The sequence below is a fragment of the Brevundimonas vesicularis genome, from assembly GCF_027886425.1.
GTDB classification, from domain to species: domain Bacteria; phylum Pseudomonadota; class Alphaproteobacteria; order Caulobacterales; family Caulobacteraceae; genus Brevundimonas; species Brevundimonas vesicularis_C.
Genome location: NZ_CP115671.1, coordinates 826234 through 849514, shown reverse-complemented (window position 1 = coordinate 849514; position 23281 = coordinate 826234). Strand labels below are relative to the sequence as shown.

Annotated in this window: 21 protein-coding genes, 1 tRNA gene and 1 pseudogene; 15 read left to right on the top strand and 8 right to left on the bottom strand. The window is 67.1% G+C overall.

The features are described from left to right. Window positions 1-74: 74 nt before the first annotated feature. Window positions 75-1226 carry an OmpA family protein gene (locus tag PFY01_RS04245; protein WP_271042543.1) on the bottom strand — a complete coding sequence of 384 codons (1152 nt, stop codon included), beginning with the start codon at window positions 1224-1226 and terminating at the stop codon, window positions 75-77. Window positions 1227-1380: 154 nt separating this feature from the next. Between PFY01_RS04245 and PFY01_RS04240 the strand changes: the two genes are divergently transcribed. Next, window positions 1381-2289, top strand: coding sequence for an SDR family NAD(P)-dependent oxidoreductase (locus PFY01_RS04240; RefSeq protein WP_271042542.1), 909 nt, complete (start codon window positions 1381-1383; stop codon window positions 2287-2289). Window positions 2290-2434: 145 nt separating this feature from the next. After that, a pseudogene (locus PFY01_RS04235) lies at window positions 2435-3635 on the top strand (acetyl-CoA C-acyltransferase). Between the two features lie 249 nt (window positions 3636-3884). Here the strand turns inward: PFY01_RS04235 and PFY01_RS04230 are convergent. From PFY01_RS04230 to PFY01_RS04220, 3 genes are read right to left on the bottom strand one after another with little or no spacing between them, the layout of a single operon-like run. Further along, on the bottom strand, window positions 3885-4448 hold the full coding sequence (locus PFY01_RS04230) for a demethoxyubiquinone hydroxylase family protein (RefSeq protein WP_271042541.1): 564 nt from the start codon (window positions 4446-4448) through the stop codon (window positions 3885-3887). Window positions 4449-4452: 4 nt separating this feature from the next. Further along, complete coding sequence (locus PFY01_RS04225; RefSeq protein ID WP_271042540.1) at window positions 4453-4998, bottom strand: disulfide bond formation protein B; 546 nt, start codon at window positions 4996-4998, stop codon at window positions 4453-4455. 39 nt (window positions 4999-5037) lie between these two features. Further along, window positions 5038-5613 carry a YqaA family protein gene (locus PFY01_RS04220; protein ID WP_112863464.1) on the bottom strand — a complete coding sequence of 192 codons (576 nt, stop codon included), beginning with the start codon at window positions 5611-5613 and terminating at the stop codon, window positions 5038-5040. A gap of 87 nt (window positions 5614-5700) precedes the next feature. On the opposite strand from PFY01_RS04220, the gene PFY01_RS04215 reads away from it, so the two are divergent. The 9 genes from PFY01_RS04215 (at window position 5701) to PFY01_RS04175 (ending at window position 12965) form a co-directional block, all read left to right on the top strand. Beyond that, complete coding sequence (locus tag PFY01_RS04215; RefSeq protein WP_271042539.1) at window positions 5701-6345, top strand: exopolysaccharide biosynthesis protein; 645 nt, start codon at window positions 5701-5703, stop codon at window positions 6343-6345. A 139-nt stretch (window positions 6346-6484) separates the two neighbouring features. After that, window positions 6485-7588, top strand: coding sequence for a DUF5694 domain-containing protein (locus PFY01_RS04210; RefSeq protein WP_271042538.1), 1104 nt, complete (start codon window positions 6485-6487; stop codon window positions 7586-7588). Between the two features lie 154 nt (window positions 7589-7742). Beyond that, window positions 7743-8855 carry a 4-hydroxyphenylpyruvate dioxygenase gene (hppD, locus tag PFY01_RS04205; protein ID WP_271042537.1) on the top strand — a complete coding sequence of 371 codons (1113 nt, stop codon included), beginning with the start codon at window positions 7743-7745 and terminating at the stop codon, window positions 8853-8855. Next, window positions 8856-9041, top strand: a complete 186-nt coding sequence (locus tag PFY01_RS04200) for a hypothetical protein (protein ID WP_055807817.1) — start codon at window positions 8856-8858, stop codon at window positions 9039-9041. It begins immediately after the preceding gene. Window positions 9042-9780: 739 nt separating this feature from the next. Next, window positions 9781-10839 carry an isoaspartyl peptidase/L-asparaginase family protein gene (locus PFY01_RS04195; protein ID WP_271042536.1) on the top strand — a complete coding sequence of 353 codons (1059 nt, stop codon included), beginning with the start codon at window positions 9781-9783 and terminating at the stop codon, window positions 10837-10839. 57 nt (window positions 10840-10896) lie between these two features. After that, on the top strand, window positions 10897-11163 hold the full coding sequence (locus PFY01_RS04190; protein WP_066627839.1) for a hypothetical protein: 267 nt from the start codon (window positions 10897-10899) through the stop codon (window positions 11161-11163). A 43-nt stretch (window positions 11164-11206) separates the two neighbouring features. Then, the gene (locus PFY01_RS04185) at window positions 11207-12226 is read left to right on the top strand and encodes a fumarylacetoacetate hydrolase family protein (protein WP_271042535.1); all 1020 of its coding nucleotides are present in this window, start codon (window positions 11207-11209) and stop codon (window positions 12224-12226) included. A 63-nt stretch (window positions 12227-12289) separates the two neighbouring features. Next, window positions 12290-12826, top strand: a complete 537-nt coding sequence (locus PFY01_RS04180; RefSeq protein ID WP_271042534.1) for a CcdC protein domain-containing protein — start codon at window positions 12290-12292, stop codon at window positions 12824-12826. A 54-nt stretch (window positions 12827-12880) separates the two neighbouring features. After that, a tRNA-Leu gene (locus PFY01_RS04175) sits at window positions 12881-12965 on the top strand. Between the two features lie 12 nt (window positions 12966-12977). On the opposite strand, the gene PFY01_RS04170 is transcribed toward PFY01_RS04175, so the two are convergent. Together PFY01_RS04170 and PFY01_RS04165 are read right to left on the bottom strand one after the other, a co-directional pair. Continuing rightward, entirely contained in the window at window positions 12978-13829 is an 852-nt protein-coding gene (locus tag PFY01_RS04170; protein ID WP_271042533.1) for an alpha/beta hydrolase, read from the bottom strand. Between the two features lie 61 nt (window positions 13830-13890). Further along, window positions 13891-15840: an AsmA family protein gene (locus PFY01_RS04165; protein WP_271042532.1), complete on the bottom strand. Its 1950-nt coding sequence runs from the start codon at window positions 15838-15840 to the stop codon at window positions 13891-13893. 263 nt (window positions 15841-16103) lie between these two features. Between PFY01_RS04165 and PFY01_RS04160 the strand changes: the two genes are divergently transcribed. After that, a complete protein-coding gene (locus PFY01_RS04160) occupies window positions 16104-16409 on the top strand; it encodes a hypothetical protein (RefSeq protein WP_039246031.1) in 306 nt (101 codons plus the stop codon). A gap of 76 nt (window positions 16410-16485) precedes the next feature. Here the strand turns inward: PFY01_RS04160 and PFY01_RS04155 are convergent, their stop codons facing one another. Together PFY01_RS04155 and PFY01_RS04150 are read right to left on the bottom strand one after the other, a co-directional pair. Continuing rightward, the gene (locus PFY01_RS04155) at window positions 16486-18597 is read right to left on the bottom strand and encodes an alpha/beta hydrolase family protein (protein ID WP_271042531.1); all 2112 of its coding nucleotides are present in this window, start codon (window positions 18595-18597) and stop codon (window positions 16486-16488) included. A gap of 69 nt (window positions 18598-18666) precedes the next feature. Continuing rightward, window positions 18667-20751, bottom strand: a complete 2085-nt coding sequence (locus PFY01_RS04150) for a prolyl oligopeptidase family serine peptidase (protein WP_271042530.1) — start codon at window positions 20749-20751, stop codon at window positions 18667-18669. A 115-nt stretch (window positions 20752-20866) separates the two neighbouring features. Between PFY01_RS04150 and PFY01_RS04145 the strand changes: the two genes are divergently transcribed. Genes PFY01_RS04145 through amgK form a run of 3 tightly spaced genes read left to right on the top strand, consistent with a single transcriptional unit; the run spans window position 20867 to window position 23260 of the window. Then, window positions 20867-21721, top strand: coding sequence for a GNAT family N-acetyltransferase (locus PFY01_RS04145; RefSeq protein WP_271042529.1), 855 nt, complete (start codon window positions 20867-20869; stop codon window positions 21719-21721). Continuing rightward, a complete protein-coding gene (tsaE, locus tag PFY01_RS04140; protein ID WP_271042528.1) occupies window positions 21718-22176 on the top strand; it encodes a tRNA (adenosine(37)-N6)-threonylcarbamoyltransferase complex ATPase subunit type 1 TsaE in 459 nt (152 codons plus the stop codon). The genes PFY01_RS04145 and tsaE overlap by 4 nt, the downstream gene beginning before the upstream one ends. After that, window positions 22169-23260: an N-acetylmuramate/N-acetylglucosamine kinase AmgK gene (gene amgK, locus PFY01_RS04135; protein ID WP_271042527.1), complete on the top strand. Its 1092-nt coding sequence runs from the start codon at window positions 22169-22171 to the stop codon at window positions 23258-23260. The genes tsaE and amgK overlap by 8 nt, the downstream gene beginning before the upstream one ends. The last annotated feature ends 21 nt before the right edge of the window (window positions 23261-23281 follow it).

The window sequence follows — 23281 nt, the reverse complement described above, 5'->3', positions numbered from 1 at the left end:
CGATGTCTTTGAAACGACGGCTTTATGCGTCGCGGATCGGTGATTGAGTGACCTCAACCACTGACCGAAAAGTCTTAGAAGTTGATGTCGATGGTCGCGCGGCGGTTGAGCGGTTCGCGCACACCGTCGGCGGTCGGCTTGGCCAAGTTGGTTTCGCCCTTGCCGTCGAGGGCGATCACGCCGCCGTTGACGCCTTGAGCAACCAGGGCGTCCGCGACGGTGCGCGAACGGCGGTTGGACAGACCCAGGTTATACGCGGCCGAACCCGAGGTGTCGGTGTAGCCGACGATCAGGACGCGCGTCGGACGACCCGACTTGGCGTAGTTGGCGGCCTGCGTCACCACCGAACGGGCTTCTGCGGTCAGGTCCGAACGATCCCAGTCGAAGTAGACGACGAACTGGCGAGCTACCGGGGTCTGAGCGACCGGCGGGGGCGGGGGCGGGGGCGGGGGCGGAGGCGGCGGCGGCGGCGGGGGAGGCGGCGGCGGCGGAGCATCTTCCGCACCGAAGCTATAGCGCAGACCCAGGGTCACGGTGTGCGACTGGTCGTAGTCGCCGTCCCATTCGCCGAACTGCGTGGCGCCCACGCCCGTGCCGGCCGTCGTCGAGGCGAAGTTTGCGTCGCCCGTCAGGTAGCGGTAGGTCAGGTCGATGTTGGCGCGGTCGCCGATGGCCCAGGCCAGACCCGCGATCGCCTGAGCGGCGAACTTGGTCGAGGTGTCGTCGGCGGCGAAGGTGGCCAGACGGTTGGCGCGCAGAGCGCCGATCGTGTTGGTGTCGACGCGGTTCACACCGGCGCCGAGGCCGACGAACGGACGAACGCCCCAGTATTCGAAGCCGAAGTCATAGATGACGTTGGCCATCAGGGTGGCGGATTCGATGTCGCCTTCGGGCGAGAAGCAGCCGCCCGTCGCCGGGGTCAGGTTGCACAGGCCTTGCGTGCCGGTGACGGCGCGAACCTTGCCGATGTCGCCCGAGCGGTAGCCGCCTTCCAGTTCAACGCGCCAGTTCGGGTTGAAGCGGTAGCCGAGGCGAGCGAACGCTGCCCAGCCGTCGTTCACTTCCCAGTTCCAGTTGGCGCCGGTCGTGGACGATTCAGCGTTGATATCGTCGATCATGTGGTAGCCGGCGTCGATGGCGCCGTACCAGCCATTGGGTTCTGCCGATGCGGCGCCGGCTGCGAACAGCCCGGCTGCGGCGACAGAGGCGAGAAGTTTAAGCTTCATAGCTTCCTCACTGTGTGAATTGCGCGAAGCTGCGCACTGGCACAGCGTTCCCGAGCCGAACGGCGTGGCTGGCGCACGGTTCCGCGCTTGAGCTACGATTGTGTCGACTGTGGCGCCGTTTCAACACATTGGGCGCCTGCGAAAGGAAACGAATATGGCGATGCGGTTTGACGGACAGGTGGCGATCGTGACGGGCGCCGGAGGCGGCCTGGGGCGAGAACACGCGCTCGCTCTGGCGGCGCGCGGGGCCAGGGTGGTGGTCAACGACCTGGGCGGGGCGCGCGACGGTTCGGGCGGGTCGGCGACGGCGGCGGAATCGGTCGTCGCCGAAATCGAGGCGGCCGGCGGCGAGGCTATCGCCAATGCGGCCTCGGTGACGGACTATGCCGCAGTCCAGGCCATGGTCGATCAGGCCGTGGCCAAGTGGGGCCGGATCGACATCCTGGTGAACAACGCCGGCGTCCTGCGCGACAAGACCTTCGCAAAGATGGAGCTCGAGGACTTCCTCTTCGTCGTCGACGTCCATCTGATGGGGGCGGTCAACTGCACAAAGGCGGTGTGGGAGATCATGCGCGGGCAGAACTACGGCCGGATCGTGATGACGACCTCGTCGTCTGGCCTGTACGGCAACTTCGGCCAGTCGAACTATGGCGCGGCCAAGATGGCGCTGGTCGGCCTGATGCAGACCCTGTCGATCGAGGGGGCCAAGAACGACATCCGCGTCAACTGCCTGGCGCCCACCGCCCACACCCGCATGACCGAGGATCTGGGCGCCGCCCTGCCGCTGGAGGCGTTGGCCCCGGCCTTGGTCACGCCCGGCCTGCTTTACCTTGTCAGCCAGGAGGCGCCGAGCCGCGCCATTCTGGCCGCCGGCGCCGGCGGGTTCGAGCGCGCCTATGTCACTCTGACCCAAGGCGACTTCGTCACCGGCGACGATGCGCCAGAACAGGTCGCCGCCCGCTTCAACGCCATCTCGGACCGCGCGGGCGAGATTGTGCCGGACATGGGCGCCGCCCAGGGCATGATCGAACTGACCAAGGCGCAGAAGGCGCACGGCGGCTGACCAAATAAGCCGCCTTGCGTTGACGCGACGTGAGGCGCCTAACTTGGCGTCAGAGGAAACCGGCCTCAAGCAGCGCCAAGCGCGATAGGCCAAACAAGAATGGGCTCAAGTAGCCCGAAGGGCGATAGCCCCAGGAGGAAAGCCCATGCGCGAAGCCGTCATCGTCTCCACCGCCCGTACGCCCATCGGGCGCGCCTATCGCGGCGCCTTCAACGACACCCAGGCGCAGCAGCTCGGCGCCCATGCTCAAGCACGCGGTCCAGCGCGCCGGCGTCGATCCGGCCGAGATCGAGGACGTCGTCATGGGCGCGGCCCTGCAGCAGGGTTCGACCGGCACCAACGTCGCGCGCCAGATCGCGCTCGCCGCCGGCCTGCCCTCTTCCGTTCCCGGCATGAGCCTGGATCGTCAGTGCGCCTCGGGCCTGATGGGCATCGCCACGGCGGCGAAACAGGTCGTCTTCGATCAGCAGAAGATGGCGGTCGGCGGCGGGCTGGAAAGCATCTCCCTGGTGCAGAACCAGAATATGAACCTATACCGGATGAAGGACGAGGCGCTGCTGAAGCTGTCGCCCCACATCTATATGTCGATGCTGGAGACGGCCGAGGTGGTGTCGCGCCGCTACGGCGTCAGCCGCGACCGCCAGGACGAATATGCGCTGAAATCCCAGCATCGCACCGCCGCCGCCCAGGACGCCGGTCGGTTCGACGCCGAGATCGTGCCCATGACCACCACCATGCTGGTCATGGACAAGGCCACCGGCCAGACCTCATCGAAAGAGGTCACCCTGTCCAAGGACGAGGGCAACCGTCCCGATACGACGCTGGAAGGGCTGAAGGCTTTGAAGCCCGTCTTCGGCGGCGGCGAGGAGATCCAGACGGGCGAGTTCATCACCGCCGGCAACGCCTCGCAGCTGTCGGACGGCGCCTCGGCCTGCGTCGTCATGGAGGCCGGCGAGGCCGTGAAGCGCAATCTGCAACCGCTCGGCGCCTATCGCGGCATGGCGGTCGCCGGCTGCGAGCCTGACGAAATGGGCATCGGCCCGGTCTATGCCGTGCCCAAACTGCTGAAGCGCCACGGCCTGACCATCGACGACATCGGCATCTGGGAGCTGAACGAAGCCTTCGCGGCTCAGGTGCTGTATTGTCAGGATACGCTGGGCATTCCCGACGACCGTCTGAACGTGTCGGGCGGCGCCATCTCCATCGGCCACCCCTACGGCATGTCCGGCGCCCGCATGACCGGCCACGTCCTGATCGAGGGCAAGCGTCGCGGGGCCAAATACGGCGTGGTCACCATGTGCATCGGCGGCGGCATGGGCGCGGCCGGACTGTTCGAGATTTATTGAGAAAGCCCGAAAGCCGCGCCCACATGAGACACAGGTTCGAAACGCCAGCGTCTCGAAGCGGCGCGGCCGGGCTGTTCGAGATTTACTGACTTTCGTCTCCTCCCTGTCGCGCAGCGATGGGGAGGTGGCGCGGCGCTCCTTTAGCGCCGCGACGGAGGGGCTCTTCGCCGCATCGCAAAGATCTGAGGGACTTCAAGATCCCCTCAACCGCTTCGCGGTCCCCCTCCCCACAGGTGGGGAGGAGACGCGTCAGACCCGCTCGCTGATCTTGATCGCGGCCTTGCAGCCGACCTTGATCACGCCGGACAGCAGCCGATAGGCGGGCGCCTCGCGGCTGCCGTGTTCGATGGCGTGGTCGTGGTGGGCCAGTTCCTCATCGCGGAACTGCTTCAGCTCGGCGGCAAGAGCCGGATCGCGGTCGCCGATCTCGGCGATCTGGTCGGCATAGTGTTTCTCGATCACGCTCTCGATCGCTTCGGTGCAGGCGTGTGCCGCCTTTTCACCCATCAGGGCCGTGCCGGCGCCCAGGGCCGAGGCGGCGATGCGCCACAGGGGCGTCATGACCGTGGGTCGCACCCGCCGCTCGTTCAGCAGCCGCTCGAAGCGCGCCAGATGCACCGCCTCCTGGTCCTGCATCTCCGACAGGTCGCGGGCGATGCCGTCACGCCCCTTGCGCCCCTCGAACACCGCCTTCTGGGCGCGATAGATCAGGACGGCCGCATATTCCCCGGCGTGGTCGACGCGCAGGATTTCGTCCATCCGCGCCTTGTCTGCGCCTTGGCCAGGACGAGGGAGAGGAATGGAATGGCTCATCGCATCAGGCCTTTTCGATCCGGGGCGCACGGGCGTCCTTGGGACGTTTCGCCGCCAACAGGCTGAACACCGCAAGCGCCAAGGCGATGATCGCGTTCCATCCTGCCATCGACAGACCCAGCCAACTCCAGGCCACATCGCCGCAGCCGATCACCTTGGTCACCGGCCCCGTGCCCATGGCGAGCGCCGTCAGGCTGTCCATATCGACCGAGCCGCCGACGGACGAACAGGTCGCAGGCAGCGCCCACCATTTATATTCGCCGCCCATGTGGAAGATGGCCGTGATGGCGCCTGTGGCGAACACGGCCGCCAGCAGGAAGGCGGCGATGCGCGGCGTGCCCCGGCGTCCGCCGCTGAAAAGGGTCCAGCCTGTGGCTAGCACCGCGACGACCACCGCCCCCCAATAGACCTCGCGCTGCTTCAGACACAGGTTACAGGGCGCAAGGCCGCCGAACCGTTCGAACGCGTGGGCCGCGCCCAGCATGGCCAGCGACGCGGCCAGGGCGAAGGCGGTCCACCAACGGGTCAGAAGGCGATAGACATCGATCATCTTGAAACGGTCTTACCCCGCCCCTGCGGCCGCGTCGACTTACAGAAGCTTCAGGACGACGATCAACGCGACAAGCGCGACCAGGCCGATCACGCTCCACATCGCCAGCCGCTTTTCGACCTGCGCCAGCATGGCCGGCCCCCAGCGTTTCAGGATCCACGCTTCCAGAAAGAACCGTCCGCCCCGCGTCACGACCGACGCGGCCATGAAGACCGGAAAGCTGAACGCCGCTAGGCCCGAGGCGATGGTCACCAGCTTGTAGGGTATGGGCGTCAGCCCCTTGATCAGAATGACCCACAGGCCCCACTGATCGAACCAGGCGCGGAACTGCTCAAGCCCGTCCGAATGGCCCAGCACCCGCATGATCGCCAGACCCAGATCGGTCAGGAAATAGCCGATCGCATAACCGAGAATCCCGCCCAGCACCGACGCTGCAGTGCAGACGGCGGCGTAGAAATACGCCTTCTGCGGCCGCGCCAGGATCATGGGCGCCAGCATCACGTCGGGCGGGATCGGAAAGAACGAACTCTCGGCGAAGGAGACGACCGCCAGGGCCTTGGTCGCATGGCGGCTGCGCGCCAGATCGAAGACGCGGTCATAGAGTTTGCGCAGCATGGCGATCCTTAAGGCGGCACGGCGCGTTAGCACCCCTGCGGCGTTGCGTCATCCTCGGCCGTCACGTCCACCTGCTAGAGCGCCTGAATGACGACCTCCGCCTCTTCCCCGTCCACGGTCCAGCAGGACGACGTCAGCCATAACGTCACCCGGCTGCTGCGGCGGCTGGCCGACGACGGCGGCGACGCCGGGCTGACCCTGCACGAAATCCGGGACCGGCTGGACGAGCGCGCCTATGGCCTGTTGATCCTGCTGCTCTCAATCCCCTGCCTCGTGCCGGGCCTTTACGGCGTGCCGCAGGTGGTCGGGCTGATCGTCATCCTGCTGGCCGGCCAGATGCTGGTCGGGCGCGAGGAGCCGTGGCTGCCGCGCTGGTTTCTAAACCTGCGGTGCAAGGGATCGTGGCTGAAGGCCATGGCCGATTTCGCCGAAACCAAACTGGGCTGGATCGACCGGCTGTCGCGCCCCCGCCTGCGCCGGTTCGCCGATGGACCGGGCGAGAAGTTGGCCGCCGTCTTCATGATCCTGGCGACCGTCACCATCGTCATGCCCCTGACCAACACCATCCCCTCCATCGCCCTGGCCCTGCTGTCAGTCGGCCTGATCCAACGCGACGGCCTGTTCGTCCTCGCCGGCTGCGCCGTAACCGCCGTGTGGCTGACCATCCTGGGCGCGCTCGGGACCGGCCTTCTGATGGGCGCCGAATGGGCCACGCGCTGGCTGCCTGGCTGACGCAGACAGACTTCCAGCCCTGCAAGCGTAGCCTTAGATGTCCAAGAATTAACGGACGCCCGGGCGGTGATCCGTGGAAGGTGGCGTGACCGACCGACGGTCGATCCTTCTCAAATTCCTTCCACGGCGTGTCATGGCCTTGCCTCTTCGTTCCTCCCGCATCCTGTTTGTCGCCTTCGGCGCGCTGCTGGCCACCGCCCTGCCCGCAACCGCACAAGACTACCACCAGCCTTTCCATCCCGATCAGCTGAAGGGACCGCCGGCCGGCGCGCTGAACGAGGTTCTGGTGCTGGGCACGCCGCACCTGTCGAACATGGGCGACGGCTTCAAGGCCGAGAGCCTGGCGCCGCTGCTGGATCGGTTGGCGGCGTGGAAGCCGACCGCCATCGCGACCGAGGACCTGTCGGGCCTGCAATGCGACAGCCTGCGTCGCTATCCGTCGCGCTATGCCGAGACGGTTGAAACCTATTGCTGGGATCCCGCCCCCGCCGCCCTGGCGACCGGCCTGGACGTGCCGGCCGCCAACGCCGAGGCCGAGCGACTGCTGGCAGAATGGCCCAATCAGCCCACGGCGGCCCAGCGGCGTCATCTGGCGGCGGTCTTCCTGGCGGCTGGCGAGCGGGGATCGGCCCTGGTCCAGTGGCTTCGCTTGCCCGCCCAGGACCGCATCGCCGGGGACGGCCTGAACGACGCCTTGGTCGGCGTGCTGAACCAGATCGAGGAACAGGCCAACGAGACCTTCCTGATCTCCGCCCCCCTCGCCGCGCGCCTGGGACTGGAACGGCTATGGAGCGTCGATGACCACTCCGCCGATTCGCCCGACCCCGCCGACCCTGTGGAGAAGAAGGCATCACAGGACGCCGTCATGGCCGCCTGGGACAATCCCGCCATCACGGCCTGTCGGGCGGAAGACGAACGGCTGAGCGCCGCCCTGGATCAGCCGGGCGGCCTTCTTCAGATGTACCGCGCCTACAATGCACCGACCGTCCCGGCCATGGCCTATCAGTCCGATTTCGGCGCAAATCTGGTCGAGCCGTCGCCGCAGGCCTTCGGTCGGCGCTACCTCGGCTATTGGGAGACGCGCAATCTGCGCATGGTCGCCAATATGCGCGATGTCCTGGGCCGCTATCCGGGCACGCGGTTGCTGACCATCGTCGGCGCCTCGCACAAGGGCTACTACGAGGCCTATCTGGATCAGATGCACGACGTCCGGCTGGTCGATCCCGAGCCCGTCCTGCGCTGATCGCCTAAGGACGGCAAACGGGGCTTCTGGGGCCACCCGTCATCACGACCCCGTGGCTTCGTCTTGGCTCCGTCGTCATCTGTGACTAGGTTCCGCGCCAATCGGCGGCCCCTTTCGGTTAAGCCCGCCTCAAAAGCTACGCGGGAGACGCGCCATGAACGACATGACCCAGCCCCAGGATCTGGCCACGGCGGAACAGATCGACCAGGAAAACCCCCTCGGCGTCGACGGTTTCGAGTTCGTCGAATTCACCGGCCCCGAGCCCGAGGCGATGATTTCGCGCCTGGAACTGATGGGCTTCACCCAGACCCACGTGAACCCCAAGACCGACGTGGTGCGCCTGAAGCAGGGCGATATCAGCTTCCTGGTGCAACGCTCGCCCAAGGGTCAGGCCGCCGACTTCGCCAAGGATCACGGCCCGTCCGCCAACGGCATGGCCTTCCGCACCACCGACGCCAAGGCCGCCTATGAGGGCGCCCTGGCCCGCGGCGCCGTCGCCGCAACGGACGCCGCCGGCGGCGCGCTGGGCGACGACTATCCTTACATCCTGCAAGGCATCGGCGGCTCGCTGCTGTATGTCATCGACCAGTACGGCGACGCCGGCTCGCTCTATGACGCCTGGGACGAGATCGAGGGCTGGGAAGAAGCCGAGCGCAAGAACTCGATGGGCCTGGAGATCCTGGACCACCTGACCCACAACGTTCGTCGCGGCCAGATGCGCACCTGGTCGGGCTTCTACAACTCGATCTTCAACTTCGAAGAGCAGAAGTATTTCGACATCAAGGGCAAGGCGACGGGCCTGTTCTCCCAGGCCATGATCGCGCCCGACCGCGCCATCCGCATCCCGCTGAACGAAAGCCAGGACGAAAACTCCCAGATCGAGGAGTTCATCCGTCGCTACAACGGCGAAGGCATCCAGCACATCGCCCTGACGACCGAGAACATCTTCGAGACGGTCGAGGCGATGAAGGAACGCGGCGTCGCCTTCCAGGACACCATCGAGACCTATTTCGAACTGATCGACAAACGCCTGCCCAACCATGGCGAGGACGTGGAGCGGATGCGCAAGAACCGCATCCTGATCGACGGCTCGGACGAGGAAGGCCTGCTGCTGCAAATCTTCACCCAGGACACCTTTGGCCCGATCTTCTTCGAGATCATCCAGCGCAAGGGCAACGAAGGCTTCGGCAACGGCAACTTTCAGGCCCTGTTCGACTCCATCGAGCTGGACCAAATCCGTCGCGGCGTCATCAAGGTCGACGCCTGAATGACGATGCGGCCGCCGACCTGGCTGCCCTGGCTCGGCCCGGTCCTGGCGGCCGGCGCCGGTGCTTTGGCCGGCGAATACTGGCTGGGCGGCGGTTTCTGGATGGTCCTGATCGCCGCCCTCCTCTGCGGCTTCGCCCCCATCATCGGCTATCAGGTGTGGAAGCGGCTGCACCACCGGGGGTGAGGGGCGGCTGGTCTATGCGGCGAACGGGCAAAACGGGAGTCTTGCTGCGGGTAGTTTGCGGCCTCTAGCGAACTTCCCATCGAGCAAAGGCATAGTAGCTATCGCCCGCCGGAGGGAAACTGCCGTCGGTGGTCTGCGCAGTAGCTCTAAGCTGGGCGCGTACTGCCCATGCCCCGAACGAAGACCCCGGTTCCGACTCATCTACAATACCCCACACCGTCGTCACGCCGCCTTCACCTAGGTCGCATTTCAACAGCGTCCAACCCTTGCCGATCCCTTCTATTGGCATCGTGGTCATCAGGCCTCGCGGAATGCGCCGCCGGAGCTCGGCAGGACACCAAAGCCGAGATCCTGTTGCTGGATCCCGCTCGGACAAATCGCAAACAGCAGGTTCAGGCCGCATTGCGGCAGGTGGCGCCGCTTGACTAAGAGCGAGCAGCATCGTGGCGATGATCATCAGCCGTCCTAAATCCAATCCGCGAACGCCTGCAATACGTCGATGCGGCAGCCCGGTATTAGGTCGAAAGCGGCCTTCCGCTCAATGGGCGGACCCGGCCCGGGCCCGGGTCGGCAAACCATCCTATCGCCAAGAACCAACCCACTGATCTTGCGACGTTTCCGATTTTCTTCGGCCAATCGACCTGACACGCCCAACGGCGGCGTTACACTGCGACCGACCGGCGTCCTTGGGGTAAAGTGCACCAGTTGCACCCACTTTTTGGCGCGGAGGAGGTTCACGATGCGCATCGCCTGTTCGGGACTGATTGCACTCTTTGCACTGTGTTTTTCCTCAGCCCAGGCCCACGCCCAGGTCGTCGCGCCGCATTGGTCGCTGGCCATTCACGGCGGGGCGGGCGTGATCGAGCGATCCAGCCTGACGCCCGAGCAGGACGCGGCCTATCGCGGGGCGCTGCAAGGCGCGCTGGACGCCGGTTCGGCCGTGCTGAAAAGCGGAGGCTCGGCGCTGGATGCGGTCCAGGCCGCCGTTCAGGTCATGGAGGACGATCCGCTGTTCAACGCCGGGCGCGGGGCGGTCTTCACCGCGGCCGGCCGTAACGAGCTGGACGCCGCCGTCATGAACGGATCGGACCTGACCGCCGGGTCCGTCGCCGGCCTGACCACCACCCGTCATCCCGTCGCCGCCGCCCGCGCGGTGATGGAGCGGTCGCCCCACGTCATGCTGATCGGCCCCGGCGCCGACGCCTTCGCCGCCTCGGTCGGGCTGGAGCAGGTCGATCCGTCCTTCTTCTTCACCGAGCGGCGCTGGCAAGGGCTGGTCAAGGCTCTGACCGAGGCCGGACAGCCGATCCCCGAACGCCCCGCCGGCGCGCCTCTACCGGGCGCTCAGGCCCAAGTCGCCCCGCCCCTGAACGAGAAGAAGTTCGGCACGGTCGGCGCTGTGGCGCTGGACAGCCAAGGTCGTCTCGCCGCCGCCACCTCGACCGGCGGCATGACCGCCAAACGCTGGGGACGAGTCGGCGACGTGCCGATCATCGGCGCCGGCACCTATGCCTCCAACGCCGACGGCTGTGCGGTGTCCGCCACCGGCGACGGCGAATATTTCATCCGCGCCACCGTCGCCCGCGACATCTGCGCGCGGATAGCGGGAGGCGCGACGACGCAGGCCGCCGGTCAGGCTGAGATCGCTGACGCCGATCGTCTGGGCGGCAAGGGCGGCGTCATCGTCATGAGCCTGGATGGCCGCCCCGCCTTCGCCATGTCCACCTCGGGCATGTATCGCGGCGCGGCCTCCTCGACCGACCCCGCCCGCGTCGCCATCTACGCCGACGAACCCTGAGCGCCCGTTCAGACCAATTAAACGAATTAGACTCTCTTTTTTTCCAGACCGAGACCCATGCCTGCATCCGATGACGAACTGACCGTGATGGCCAACGAGGAGTTGGACGCCGCCTGCGCCATGCCCTTCGTCGAGGTCAGGAAGATCACCCCTTGGGGCGACAGTTACGAAGGCTTCGCCCCGTCCGGCCGCACGGTCGAGGTCGAGCGTCGCTACCTGTGGGCCGTCGAGCCTGAGGGCGGCGTCATCGTCGAGGTCGAGGTCCGCGACCGCGCCGCCCGCACCGGCGCCGAGGCCCGCGCCCTGCTGACCGCCACCGACTGATTCCGCCGTTCCCAATATCGCAAATCCGGTCTAGGCCTTGGTCATGAAACTCGCCTCGCTCAAGCACGGCCGCGACGGCCGCCTCGTTGTCGTCTCCCAGGACCTGAACTGGTTCACCGACGCCTTCCTGATCGCCCCGACGCTGCAGGCGGCGCTGGATGACTGGGACCGCTGCGGCCCCCGTCTCGAGGCCTTGGCCGAAAGTCTGGAGCATGAGGCCGTGCCGCGCGGCCGCTTCCATGAGCGCGACGCCGCCTCGCCCCTGCCCCGCGCCTATCAATGGGCGGACGGCTCGGCCTATGTGAACCACGTCGAACTGGTTCGTAAGGCGCGCGGCGCCGAAATGCCCGAGAGCTTCTGGACCGACCCGCTGATGTATCAGGGCGGCTCCGACAGCTTCCTGTCGCCGCGCGATCCGATCCCGCTGGCCGACGAGGCCTGGGGCTGCGACCTGGAGGCCGAGATCGTGGTCGTCGTCGGCGACGTGCCGCAGGGCGCGACGCGCGAACAGGCGCTCGACGCCATTCGCCTGGTCGGCCTGGTCAACGACGTGAGCCTGCGCAACCTGATCCCCGCCGAACTGGCCAAGGGCTTCGGCTTCGTCCAGTCCAAGCCCGCCAGCGCCCTGTCGCCCGTTCTGGTCACGCCCGAGGCGCTGGGCGACCGATGGAAGGACGGCAAGCTGCACGGCGCCCTTTCGGTGCAACTGAATGGCCAGGATTTCGGCAAGGCCGACGCCGGCGTCGACATGACCTTCGACTTCGGAACCCTGATCGCTCACCTGGCCAAGACCCGTTCGCTGGGCGCCGGGACCATCATCGGTTCGGGCACGGTGTCGAACAAGGACGCCGACGGCGGCCCCGGCAAGCCGGTCTCGGAAGGCGGCCTGGGCTATTCCTGCATCGCCGAGGTCCGCACCGTCGAGACCATCCTGCGCGGCGCGGCCGAGACGCCCTTCCTGAAACACGGCGACACGGTGCGGATCGAAATGCTGGACGACCGTCATCATTCGATCTTCGGCGCCATCGAACAGACGGTCGCGCCGCTATCCAGCGCGGACTGACGCCGCTAGGGTGCCGACAGCGGCCTCGGGGGAGGCCGCATCCTGTCTTTGGGGAGAGACGACGTGCCGCCTGAAAAACTGATTCCGCTGCTCATGATCCCGATCATGCTGGTGGTGGTGCTGCTGAAGAACCGTCGGAAGCGCGTGCTGAAGCCGCAGCTGCTATGGGTCATGCCGGCCATCGTCCTGCCGCTGATCAGCCTGGGCATCTGGGGGTCGGCGCAGAACCCGAACATGGCCCATGCGCCGTTCGGCCCCGACGCCTGGGCGGTGCTGGCCATCGGCGGCCTCCTGGGCGGCGTCGCCGGCTGGTATCGCGGCAAGACCGTCACCATCGAAAAGGAGCCGGACGGTTCCCTCATGGCCCAGGCCTCGCCTCTGGGTCTGATCCTCCTGGTCGTGCTGTTCGCCGGTCGGTCGCTGCTGCGCGACCTGATCGAAAGCCACGCCGCCGCCTGGCATCTGAACGCCCTGGCCGTCACCGACGCCTTCCTGGTCTTCGCCATGGGACTGATCGTGATGCAGCGCGTCGAAATGTACATCCGCGCCCGCCGCATCCAGTCCGGCGGCACGGACAGCCATGTGGAGGTCGCGGCCTGACGCTTCGGGCTGGACGCGGCCTTCGCCTCTGTGGCATGAGGCGGTCCTTCCGCTGCGGGCGTGGTGGAATTGGTAGACGCGCTGGACTCAAAATCCAGTTCCGAAAGGAGTGCCGGTTCGACCCCGGCCGCCCGCACCATTCTTCGTCGGTTCAGCCCAGCTGCCGGTGGAAGAACTCCGTCACGTCAGCCAGCACCGTCGCCTTCTTGCGGAACAGGGGCGAGAAGGTCGCGATCAGGTCGGCGTGGTCCAGACCCGGATAGAGCTTGGCCTCCGAGCGCCCGCCCACCGCGCGCATCCGATCATCCAGAATGACCGTGTCCTCGTCGTGGACCACTGTGTCGGCCGTGCCGTGGCCCAGCCAGATCGGCGGGGCGTCGGCGCGCACGAAGGTGACGGGCTGGGTCAGGGTCGGATCCGGCGCGCGCCCAAAGGCGTTCTGCGACGCCGCCACGTCGAATGGCAGGAAGTCGTAGGGGCCCGCGAGACCTGCCGCCGCCTTGATCAGGTCAGGCCGACCGACAGCGGCCATATAGCGTCGATCCAGGGCGATCATCATCGCCAGATGCGCGCCCGCCGAATGGCCCAGCACGCCAAGCCGCGCCGGATCGCCGCCGTATTGCCCAACCACCTCGGCCGCCTTGGCCGTGGCGGCGGCCGCGTCCTCGATGAAGGCCGGGAAGACTGCCTGGGGTACGACGCGGTAGTCCGGCAGGGCGACCACGAACCCCCGCGCCGCCAAGGCTTGCGCCGCCCAGCCATACTGGCCGCGCGAGCCCGAATCCCAGCCGCCGCCATAGAAGAAGACCAGCGTCGGATAGGGGCCAGGCGCGGTCGGCGCATAGAGATCCATCTGCTGGCGCGGATCGTCGCCATAGGGAATGTCGCGCGCGACGCGTCGCACGCCGCCGTCTCTCGGTCCCAAGGTGTTCAGCAGGCTCAGCGGCGAGCATGCGGCGGCGAGAAGCCCAAGGGCAGGTGCGAACAGTCCACGGCGTGTCATGCGAAAGGCTCCATCACCCACAATACGCTCGGATCGCCGGATCGGTCGTCGTCATCAACGATCAGCGGGCGTTGGCGATCAGCCGGCCGCAGTCGGCGTCCTCGGCCAGGCCCGGATCGACGAAGGCGAACAGGGCCGTCACCGGCGCCACCACCGCGCCCAGCAGGCCCGCCAGACCGCCCTGCGACACCACCGAACCGACATCGACCCCGACCTTGGGCGCGGTCAGGGGGCCCGAGACTGTGATCGGCGCCCAAAGGCGCAACAGCCGCGGCTTCTTGGATTCGCCCTCGATCCGCAGGTTCATCGTCTCGGCGCCCAGATTGATGCTGCCCTTGCCCTGGGCCAGCACCACATCGGTGTCGATGACGAAGGTGCGGGCGGTCGCCGTGCCGCCGCTGACGTTGAAGTCGGCGACGGCGCAACGGATCTGGCTTTCCGACTGATCTCCGCTCAACAGCTTCAGCAGCCCCGCGCTGGCGTTGATGCCCAGCAGTTCGGCGAAGGCCGCCCGCATCTTGCCGTTCGGCACGACCAGGCTGAGCGAGCCTTTCGACGCGCCAGCGAAATCATGAATGGAGGCGCCAGGCCCCTCCAGCTTCGCCCGGCCCAGCGCCCTGCCGGTGACGGGCGCCGAGCCGTTGCGCGCCGGGATGATGGACTCCAGTGGATAGCCGGCCAGACGCAGATCGACGGAGCTGTAGGGGGCGTCCTTCGTCGCATCGATCCGCGCCGTGCCGTTCAGCGCGCCCCGGTTGAAGTCGAAGCTGATCGGATCCAGCTTCAGGATGCCGTCCTTCAGGTCGGCGCCCAGGTTCACCTGACGTACGTCGAAGGCGTTCGCCTTCACCGATCCGGCCCGATAGGACAGGGCGCCGTCCATGGTCTGCAGCCGCTCGGTCTGCAGCTTGGCGTCCGGCAGCAGCTTGCCGCCGACCACGACCGGCGCCTCGGTGTCGGTGCCCGCCGCATTGGTGCGGGTCCGCGCGCCCAGGACAGCGGCCAGATCGTCGATGTCCAGACGGCGCGAGGTCAGGTCGGCGTCGACGCGCAGACGCTGGCCCGACTGGACCTTCACCTCGCCCGACAGATCGGACGCGCCGACGCGTCCGTCGAAATCCTTGAAGGTCCAGACCCGCCGATCGCGGTTCAGCGCCCCCGATAGCCGATACGGCGGCGTATTGGGCAGGGCGACGCCGGTCAGCAGATAGAGGTCCGACATGTTGCGGCCCTGGATCGTCATGGTCGCATCGAACCGCCCCAGATCGAACGGTCGAGTGATCGCCCCCTTGGCGACCAGGGACGAATCCGCGCCGGTCACATCCGCCTCGAACCGATAGGGACGATCGCGCCGGATGTTGATGAAGGGACCGCCCTCGATCCTGACGGTCATGGGCGCGCCGCGCACATCGCCGCGCCCGTCCAGCACGAAACCCGCCTGACCGCTGGCCGCCTCGCGCGCATTGACCGCCGCCTCCAGCGTCAGTCCGCGCCGCTGTTCCTCAAAGGTCAGCTGGCCGTCCTTGATGACCAGCTGTTGGATGACCGGCAGGTTCAGCCCTTCGCCGTCGTCGGGCTTGTCGGGATTCAACTGCCAACTTTTGCGGCCGTCCTTGGTGGAGATCAGCACGACCCGGGGCCGGGTGAAGCTCAGCAGGGGCATCTCCACCTGACCGGCCAGCAGCTTTCGAAGGCGCACCGAAGCCTGGACCTCATCGACGTCGGCCGTGTCGCGATCGCGCGCCCAGTCGGGGCCGCCGATCTTCAACCCCCGCACCACGGCGGACGGCGTCCAGCTGAACAGATTGACGTCCAGATCGCCGGTCAGGGCGATCTCGCGATCGTATTTGACCGAGGCCCAGCGGCCGATCGGCCCGCGCAGCATGTTCCAGTCGAACAGGGCCAGGAAAAGAACCACGGCCGCCACGACGATCAGCACCACGCCCGCCGCCCATTTTTCCGCCGTCCCCGGTCGTCGAGCCGCCGCATAGACGGGATCGTTGTCGCGCAACCAGTCGCGCCAGCTGCAAAAACGCGCCCCGGCCGGCCCCCATGCCCGCTGGTTCAGGTCGGCCCGAAAAGTGCGCCAATTCCGTGGGTTCGACAATCGCCTGTCTCCGTCAGCCAGAGGAAACGCACCAGCCCCGGTTTGGCGCCGCAGGGTCAGCTTGTCGTCGATCTGACGCGAAGTTGTCGCATAATCTTTACAAACTTCAGGATTGGCGCATAATTCGTCAGAGTCCTGATCTTAATTCAGGCCGTGGAGGATTGCCGATGACCCGTTTTCTGACCCCCGCCCTGATCGCCGCCGCCCTGGCGACCGCAACGACGCCGGCGCTGGCGCAAAGTCCGCGCCCCGCCGAGCGCGCGGCCGTGCTGCAAACCGTCAGGGTATGCGGAACCGATGTGGCCTCACGCACGGCCTATCAGCGCGACCACGGCGCGACGCCGAGCTTCGTCACGGCTCAACAAGCGGTCGCCGCCTATCAGTCGGGCCAGCGCTGGGCCGCGCCGCGCTGCATGACGGCGCATCAGTATGACCGTCTTGCTGGCGCGCCGATGCAGCGCGCGGCGCTCTGATCCCGATCAAGCGGGCATGAAGAAGGGGCGCGGTCGTCAGACCGCGCCCCTTTTTTGTCGTCCGGAAGGACGCTTCTTACTGCGTCGGCGTCAGATATTTGTTGAGCCAGCCGAACACCTCATTGTGCCATTGCAGGCTGTTGGCCGGCTTCAGCACCCAGTGGTTTTCGTTAGGGAAGACGATCAGGCGGCTGTCGATGCCGCGCCGTTGCAGGGCGGTGAAGGTCGAAAGGCCCTGGGCGGTCGGGATGCGGAAGTCGCGGTCGCCCTGCACCACCAGCATCGGCGTCTTCCAGTTATCAACGTGGTTGGCCGGGTTGAACTTCTGGTAGCCCTCCGGCTTGTCCCAGGGCGTGCCGCCGTATTCCCACTCGGTGAACCACAGTTCTTCGGTCGAATAGCCCATGCCGAAGGTGTCGAAGACGCCGTCGTGGTTGACCAGGCATTTGAATTCATTGGACCAGTTGCCGGCGATCCAGTTGATCATATAGCCGCCGTAGGAGGCGCCCAGCGCACAGGCGTTGTCGCCGTCCAGGAAGCTGTATTTCGCCTGAGCCGCCGCCCAGCCCTTCTGCAAGTCTTCCAGCGGGCGGTCGCCCCAGTGTTGGCTGATCGCGTCGGTGAAGGCCTGGCCGTAGCCGGTCGAGCCGTGGAAATCGATCATCACCACCGCATAGCCCGCGCCCGCATAGGTCTCGGGGTTCCAGCGATAGGACCAACCGTCTCCGAACGAACCCTGCGGCCCGCCGTGGATCAGGAAGGCGACCGGATATTTGCGGCCCTCGACGTATCCGGCCGGCTTGATGACATAGCCGTGGACCGTCTCGTTGTTCCAGCCGGCGAAGCTGAACTGCTCATACTCGCCGAACTGTTTGGCGGCGAAGGCGGGGTTGGACTGCGTCAGACGACGCGGCATTTCGCGACCCAGATAGGTCTTGAAATACAGGTCGCCCGGCTCGCGCAGGCTGTCCTGGGCGAAGACGAAGCCCGACGGCGTTTGCTGGAAGGCCGAGACGTGGCCCGCGCCCGTGATCGGCGTCACCACGCCGTTGCGCGTATCCACCGAAAACAGCTTGGTCGAGCCGACGTCGCCCGCCGTGGTGTACAGCGTCTGGCCGTCGCGCGACCATTGCAGCGTGTCGGCCGAGCGATCCCAGTTCGAGGCGATCTCGCGCTTCTGGCCCGTTTCGACGTCCATCAGCACGATCTGATAGCGATCGGCCTCGAAGCCCGGCCGCGCCATGGCGCGATAGGCCAGGGTCCGTCCGTCCGGCGAGAAGACCGGGCCGGTGTCCCAGGCGTCGTTGCCGTCGGTCAGATTGGTGAAGGTGCCGTCGCCCGACAGGCCGTTGGTCTTCCACAGGTCGAAGTTGGTGCTCCACGGCTCGGTCTGACCGGCCAGACGCGCGGAGAAGACCACGGCGTCGCCCGCCGGCGTGAAGACGAACTCGCTCTCGTCGCCGAAGGGTTTGGAGGGCGTGTCGCCGTCAAAGCCCTTCGTGATCCATGTCGGCGTTCCCGTGGCCTTGCCGTCGCGGCCGATCGACTGGACGAACAGGTGGTTCTGGGTGTGGTCGTTCCAGGTGTCCCAGTGACGCACGAACATGCGGTCATAGACCTGGCCCGTCGTTTTCTGCTCGGCGATGGCCTTGCCCTGTTGGACCGAGGCGTTCAGATCGGCCGCATCGGGATAGACGGCCAGCGACACCGCCACCTTGTCGCCCGAAGGGCTGATCCGATAGGCGTTCACGTCGGTGGGCAGGTTCGTCACCTGAACCGGCGCCGACGTGGGCGAGGCCACGCGCCAGACCTGGCTCGCGCCAGACTTGCCCGACAGGAAGTACAGATTGCCGTCCCCGCCCCAGCGCGCGGTGTTGGCGCCCTGATCCGAGATGGCCAGGCGGCGCGGGGCCGTGTCCGGCGCGTTCAGGTCCAGGATCCACAGGCTGCCGGCGCGGCTGTTGGCCTGAACATCGGTGGTCGTGACCGAATAGACGACATAGCGGCCGTCCGGCGACACCTGCGGATCGCCCAGCCGGTTGGCCGAGATCATGTCCTGATAGGTGAAGGCGTCAGGCGTCGCGGGCGCGGCCGGAACCGGCGCGGGCGGCGTCTGGGCCAGGGCAGGCGCGGCGCTCATCAGCGCAACAGACGCGCAGGCGGCGGACAGAAGGGAACGGTGACGCATCAAGATCTTCCTCGCGAAGCTTTCTGGCCGCGAGGCGTAGCACCCTGCCAAGGCGCGTCAATGGGTCGCTCAGCCCGCCGGCGCCGTATAGCGGCCCACCCAATCCAGGATTTCCTGCTGCCAGTCGACCCAGGTGCGGGGTTTCAGCACCCAGTGGTTCTCGTCCGGCACATGGACGAACCGGCTGGGCACGCCCTGACGCTGAAGCGCCGAGAAGGTCGCCAGCCCCTGCTCCATCGGCACGCGGAAGTCCTTGGAGCCATGCAGCACCAGCATCGGCTTGTTCCAGTCGCCGGCGTAGGTCTCAGGGTTGAAGGCGTCATAGACGGCCTTGCGCTCCCAGCTCGGACCGCCGAACTCCCAGATGAAGTTGCCGATATCCATGGCGTTCATCAGCTGCGGCACGTCGAACACGCCGGCGTGGTTGACCAGGCAGCGCCACGGCCCATTCCACTTTCCGGCGATCATATTGACCATATAGCCGCCGTAGGACGCGCCCAGCGCACAGGCCCGGTCGCCGTCGATCCACGGATTGCTGGACAGCGCCGCCGCCCAGCCCTTCTCCAGGTCCTCCAGCGGCCGGTCGCCCCAGTGATCGTTGATCGCGTCGGTGAAGGCCTGGCCATAGCCGGGCGAGCCGTGGAAGTTGATCATCACCACCGCATAGCCCGCCGCCGTATAGACCTGCGGATTCCAGCGGTAGGACCAGTTTTCGGTCCAGGGCGATTTCGGCCCGCCGTGGATCAGATAGACCGCCGGATAGCGCCGGCCCTCGACCGCGCCCGCCGGTTTGAACACCCAGCCCTGCACCGGCTCGTTGTTCCAGCCGGCGAAGGTGAAGGCCTCGCCCTTGGGCAGGTCCATCTGCGCCAGCACCTCGGCGTTCTGGCGGCTGATCTGGCGGGGTTCGCCCCGCGTCTGAACAAAGATCTGGGTCGGGGCGACGAAGCTTTCGTGGGCATAGGCCAAGACCCCGGCCTTCTCCTCATAGGCGCCGACCGTGCCGTTTCCGGTCAGGGGCGTGATCCGGCCGGTGCGGGCGTCGACCGAGAACAGCCGGTTCTGGCCCTCGTCCGCCGCCGAGACCAGCAGCGACCGGCCATCGGTGCGCCATTGCAGGCCGCCCGCGCCGCGATCCCAGTCGGTCAGTTTCCTGGCGCCGGAGCCGTCGGCCTCAGCCACCCAGACCGCCGCCTGATCCCCGCCGACATTCTCGCGCGGCGCCGACAGCCAGGCCAGCTGGCGACCGTTCGGAGAGAAGACCGGATTGCCGTCCGATCCCTTGTTCGTCTCGGTCAGATTGACCGGCGCGCCGCCGCCGAGCGCCACGCGGAAGACGTCGCTGTTGCTGGTGAAGGCTTCGCCCGCGCCTTGCGTCTGCGTGCCGTAAACAAGGGTCCGGCCGTCCGGCGAAATGTCGAAACTGGAATCACCGGTCGAGACATCGGCATCGAGGCCCGCCATCAGATCGCGTGGTTCGCCGCCACTCAAACCAGACCCGTTCAGCGGCTGGACGAACAGATGGGTGCGGCGTGTATCGACCCAGTGGTCGAAGTCGCGCATCGGCAGACGGTCATAGGTCTGAAGCGTCGACTTGCCTCGGGCGTCCAGCCGGGTCTTGGTGCAGGCCAGGGTGTCGCAATCGACGAAGATCGAGACGGCCAGGACCAGCGACTTGCCGTCCGGCGCGATGCGGAAGCCCGACACGTCGAAAGGCAGGGTCGTCACCTGGGCCGCCGCCATCCCGGCCGCATCCGTGCGCCAGACCTGGTTCGATCCGCCCCGCGACGACAGGAAATAGATCCCCCCTCCATCTGGCGCCCAGCGCGCGCCCGAGGCGCCGCCTTCCGAGATCGCCAACTTGCGCGGCTCGCCGCCCGACACGTCCGCCAGCCACAGGCCGTTGGTGCCCTTGTTGCCGTCCCAGTCGGTGGTGCGCACGGCGTAGACAATCTGGCGGCCGTCCGGCGAGACGCGCGGCTCGCTGACCCGCTCCATCATCGCCAGATCCTTCAGCGACAGGCCGCGCGATGCGGGCGCTGGGGCGGCGGGGGCGGCGGCCGGCGCGGACGAGGCCTGCTGCGCCAGACTGGGCGCGGCGGCCAGGATCAGGCTTCCAAGGGCGACCGCCGCCATCCAGCGTGAACGCGTCATGTTTTCATTCCCCACAGCTTTTCGACAGTGATAGGGGCCGCCCGTCCGATCGCCAAGCGTCCACGACGCCGCGCATCTTGCCCCCTCCGACCGAACCGGCGACAAGCGATCTTTCATGACCGCCGCCACCCTTCCCGCCCGCCGTCAGCCCCACATCGTCGATGTGCTGATCGCCGAACGCGCGCCGCGCCTGACCAGTTCGCCGCTGTGGCCGGTCGTGCGGCCGGCGCTTTACGGCGTGCTAGGCTATGGGGCGGCGGTGCGAATGGCCGACGCCATCCGCGACCTGTCGGGGACCGAGACCTTCGATTTTGTCTCGGACCTGCTGAGGCTGAAGGTGACCACGACGAATCTGGAGCGCCTGCCCGCGACCGGCCGCTGCGTCGTCGTCTGCAACCACCCCACCGGCATCGCCGACGGGGTCGCCGTATTCGACGCGCTCAAACGGCGGCGCAGCGACATGATCTTCTTCGCCAACGCCGACGCCATCCGTGTCTCGCCGCGATTGGACGAGACCATCATCCCCGTCGAATGGGTCCACGACAAACGCACCCGCGAAAAGACCCGCGCCACACTGAACGCCGCCAGGGAGGCGTTCGAGGCGGAACGCTGCGTCGTCATGTTCCCCGCCGGTCGTCTGGCGCGCGAGAAGAACGGCGTACTGACCGATCCCGAATGGGCGCCGACCGCCGCCTCGATGGCGCGCAAGTATGACGCGCCGGTGATCCCCGTGCACGTCACCGGCCCCTATAGCCGGCTGTTTCACCTGTTCGACAAGGTCTCGCAGGAGCTGCGCGACGTGACGCTGTTTCATGAGTTGCTGAACAAGGAAGGTAAGCCGTTCGGCGTCGATGTCGGCCTGCCCATTCCCGCCGAACGGCTGGACGTGGACGCTGGCAAGGCCACCGAGGCGTTGAAGACCTTCACCGAGCGGACTTTGGCCGCCGACCACGACGCGGTGTTTCCATGAAGATCGCGCTGCCCGACGCCGAGGCCACCACCGCCCTGGGCCAGGCCATCGCCCCCCTGCTGGCGGCGGGCGACAGTCTGCTGCTCTACGGTCCGCTGGGCATGGGCAAGTCGACCTTAGCTCGCGGCCTGATCCGCGCCTTGACCACGCCGGACGAGGACGTGCCAAGCCCGACTTTCACCCTAGTCCAGTTCTACGAAAGCGACCCGCCGGTCGCCCATTTCGATCTCTATCGCCTGACCCGGTCGGAAGAAGCGTTCGAGATCGGCCTGGACGAGGCGCTGGACGAGGGGTGCGCCGTGATCGAATGGCCCGAGCGTCTGGGCGACGATCCCGGCCGGTTTTTGGGGCCGGATCAGCTGATCATCGAAATCTCCGAACAGGGTGACGGCCGCCTTGCGACCGTTTCCGGCGTAGGCCGATGGGAAACGGGGCTGAAGGAACTGCATGTCTGACCGCGAAACCCTCCGTCTCGACTTCCTGAAGGCCGCCGGCCTGGCCGACGCCGTGCGCGCCCCCCTGCCCGGTGACGCCTCGACGCGGCGGTATGAGCGGCTGACGCCGACGACCGGCCCTACATTGATGCTGATGGATCAGGCGCCCGCCGCCGAAAGCCAGCCGTGCGATCCGCACTGGACGCCCGAGCAGCGTCGCGCCGCCGGCTGGAACGCCGTCGCCCGCCTGTCCGCCGGCCGGATCGAGGCCTTCGCCGCCGTCGCCGCCCATCTGAAGTCTTTGGGCCTGTCCGCCCCCGAAATCCCGTCGCTGGACGCCGCCGACGGCTTGGCCGTGCTGGAGGATTTCGGCGACGACCTGTTCGCCCGCGTGATCGAAGACGGCGCCGACGAGACGCCGCTTTATCTGACCGCCATCGAGGCCCTGGCCGTTCTGCACGAGGCCGGCGCTCCGCCCGAAACCCTGCACGGCCCCGGCGGCGACTGGCCGCTGCTGACCTATGACGAGACGGCGCTGCAGGGCGGGGCCGATCTGTTCGTCGAATGGTTGCCGAAGCTCGACGATCGGGTCCGCTTCGACGCCGCCGCCATCGCCGACTGGCGCGCGGCCTGGGCGCCCATCGTCGCCTCGGGCGCGGCCGGGGCCTCGGTCATGGCCCACCGCGATTATCATGCGGAGAACCTGATCTGGTTGCCCCAGCGCGACGGCCCAGCCCGCGTCGGCATGATCGACTTTCAGGACGCGGTGCGCGCCCACCCGTCGTGGGACCTGCACTCCCTGCTTCAGGACGCCCGCCGAGACGTGTCGCCGGCGCTGGAGGCCGAGGCGCTGGACCGCTATTTCGCCCTGCGGCCCCAGGTCGACCGCGCCGCCTTCATGGCCGACTACGCCGGCCTCGCCGCCCTGAACGAGGCGCGGATCATCGGCATCTTCGCCCGGCTGATCGCGCGCGACGGCAAGCCGCGATACCGCCATTTCCTGCCGCGCATGTGGCGACACCTGAACGCCAATCTGGACCAGCCGGCCCTGGCGCCCGTCGCCCGCTGGTTCGACCGTCACGTTCCTGCCGAGGTGCGCGCATGACCGCTCCAAAGACGGCCCCCA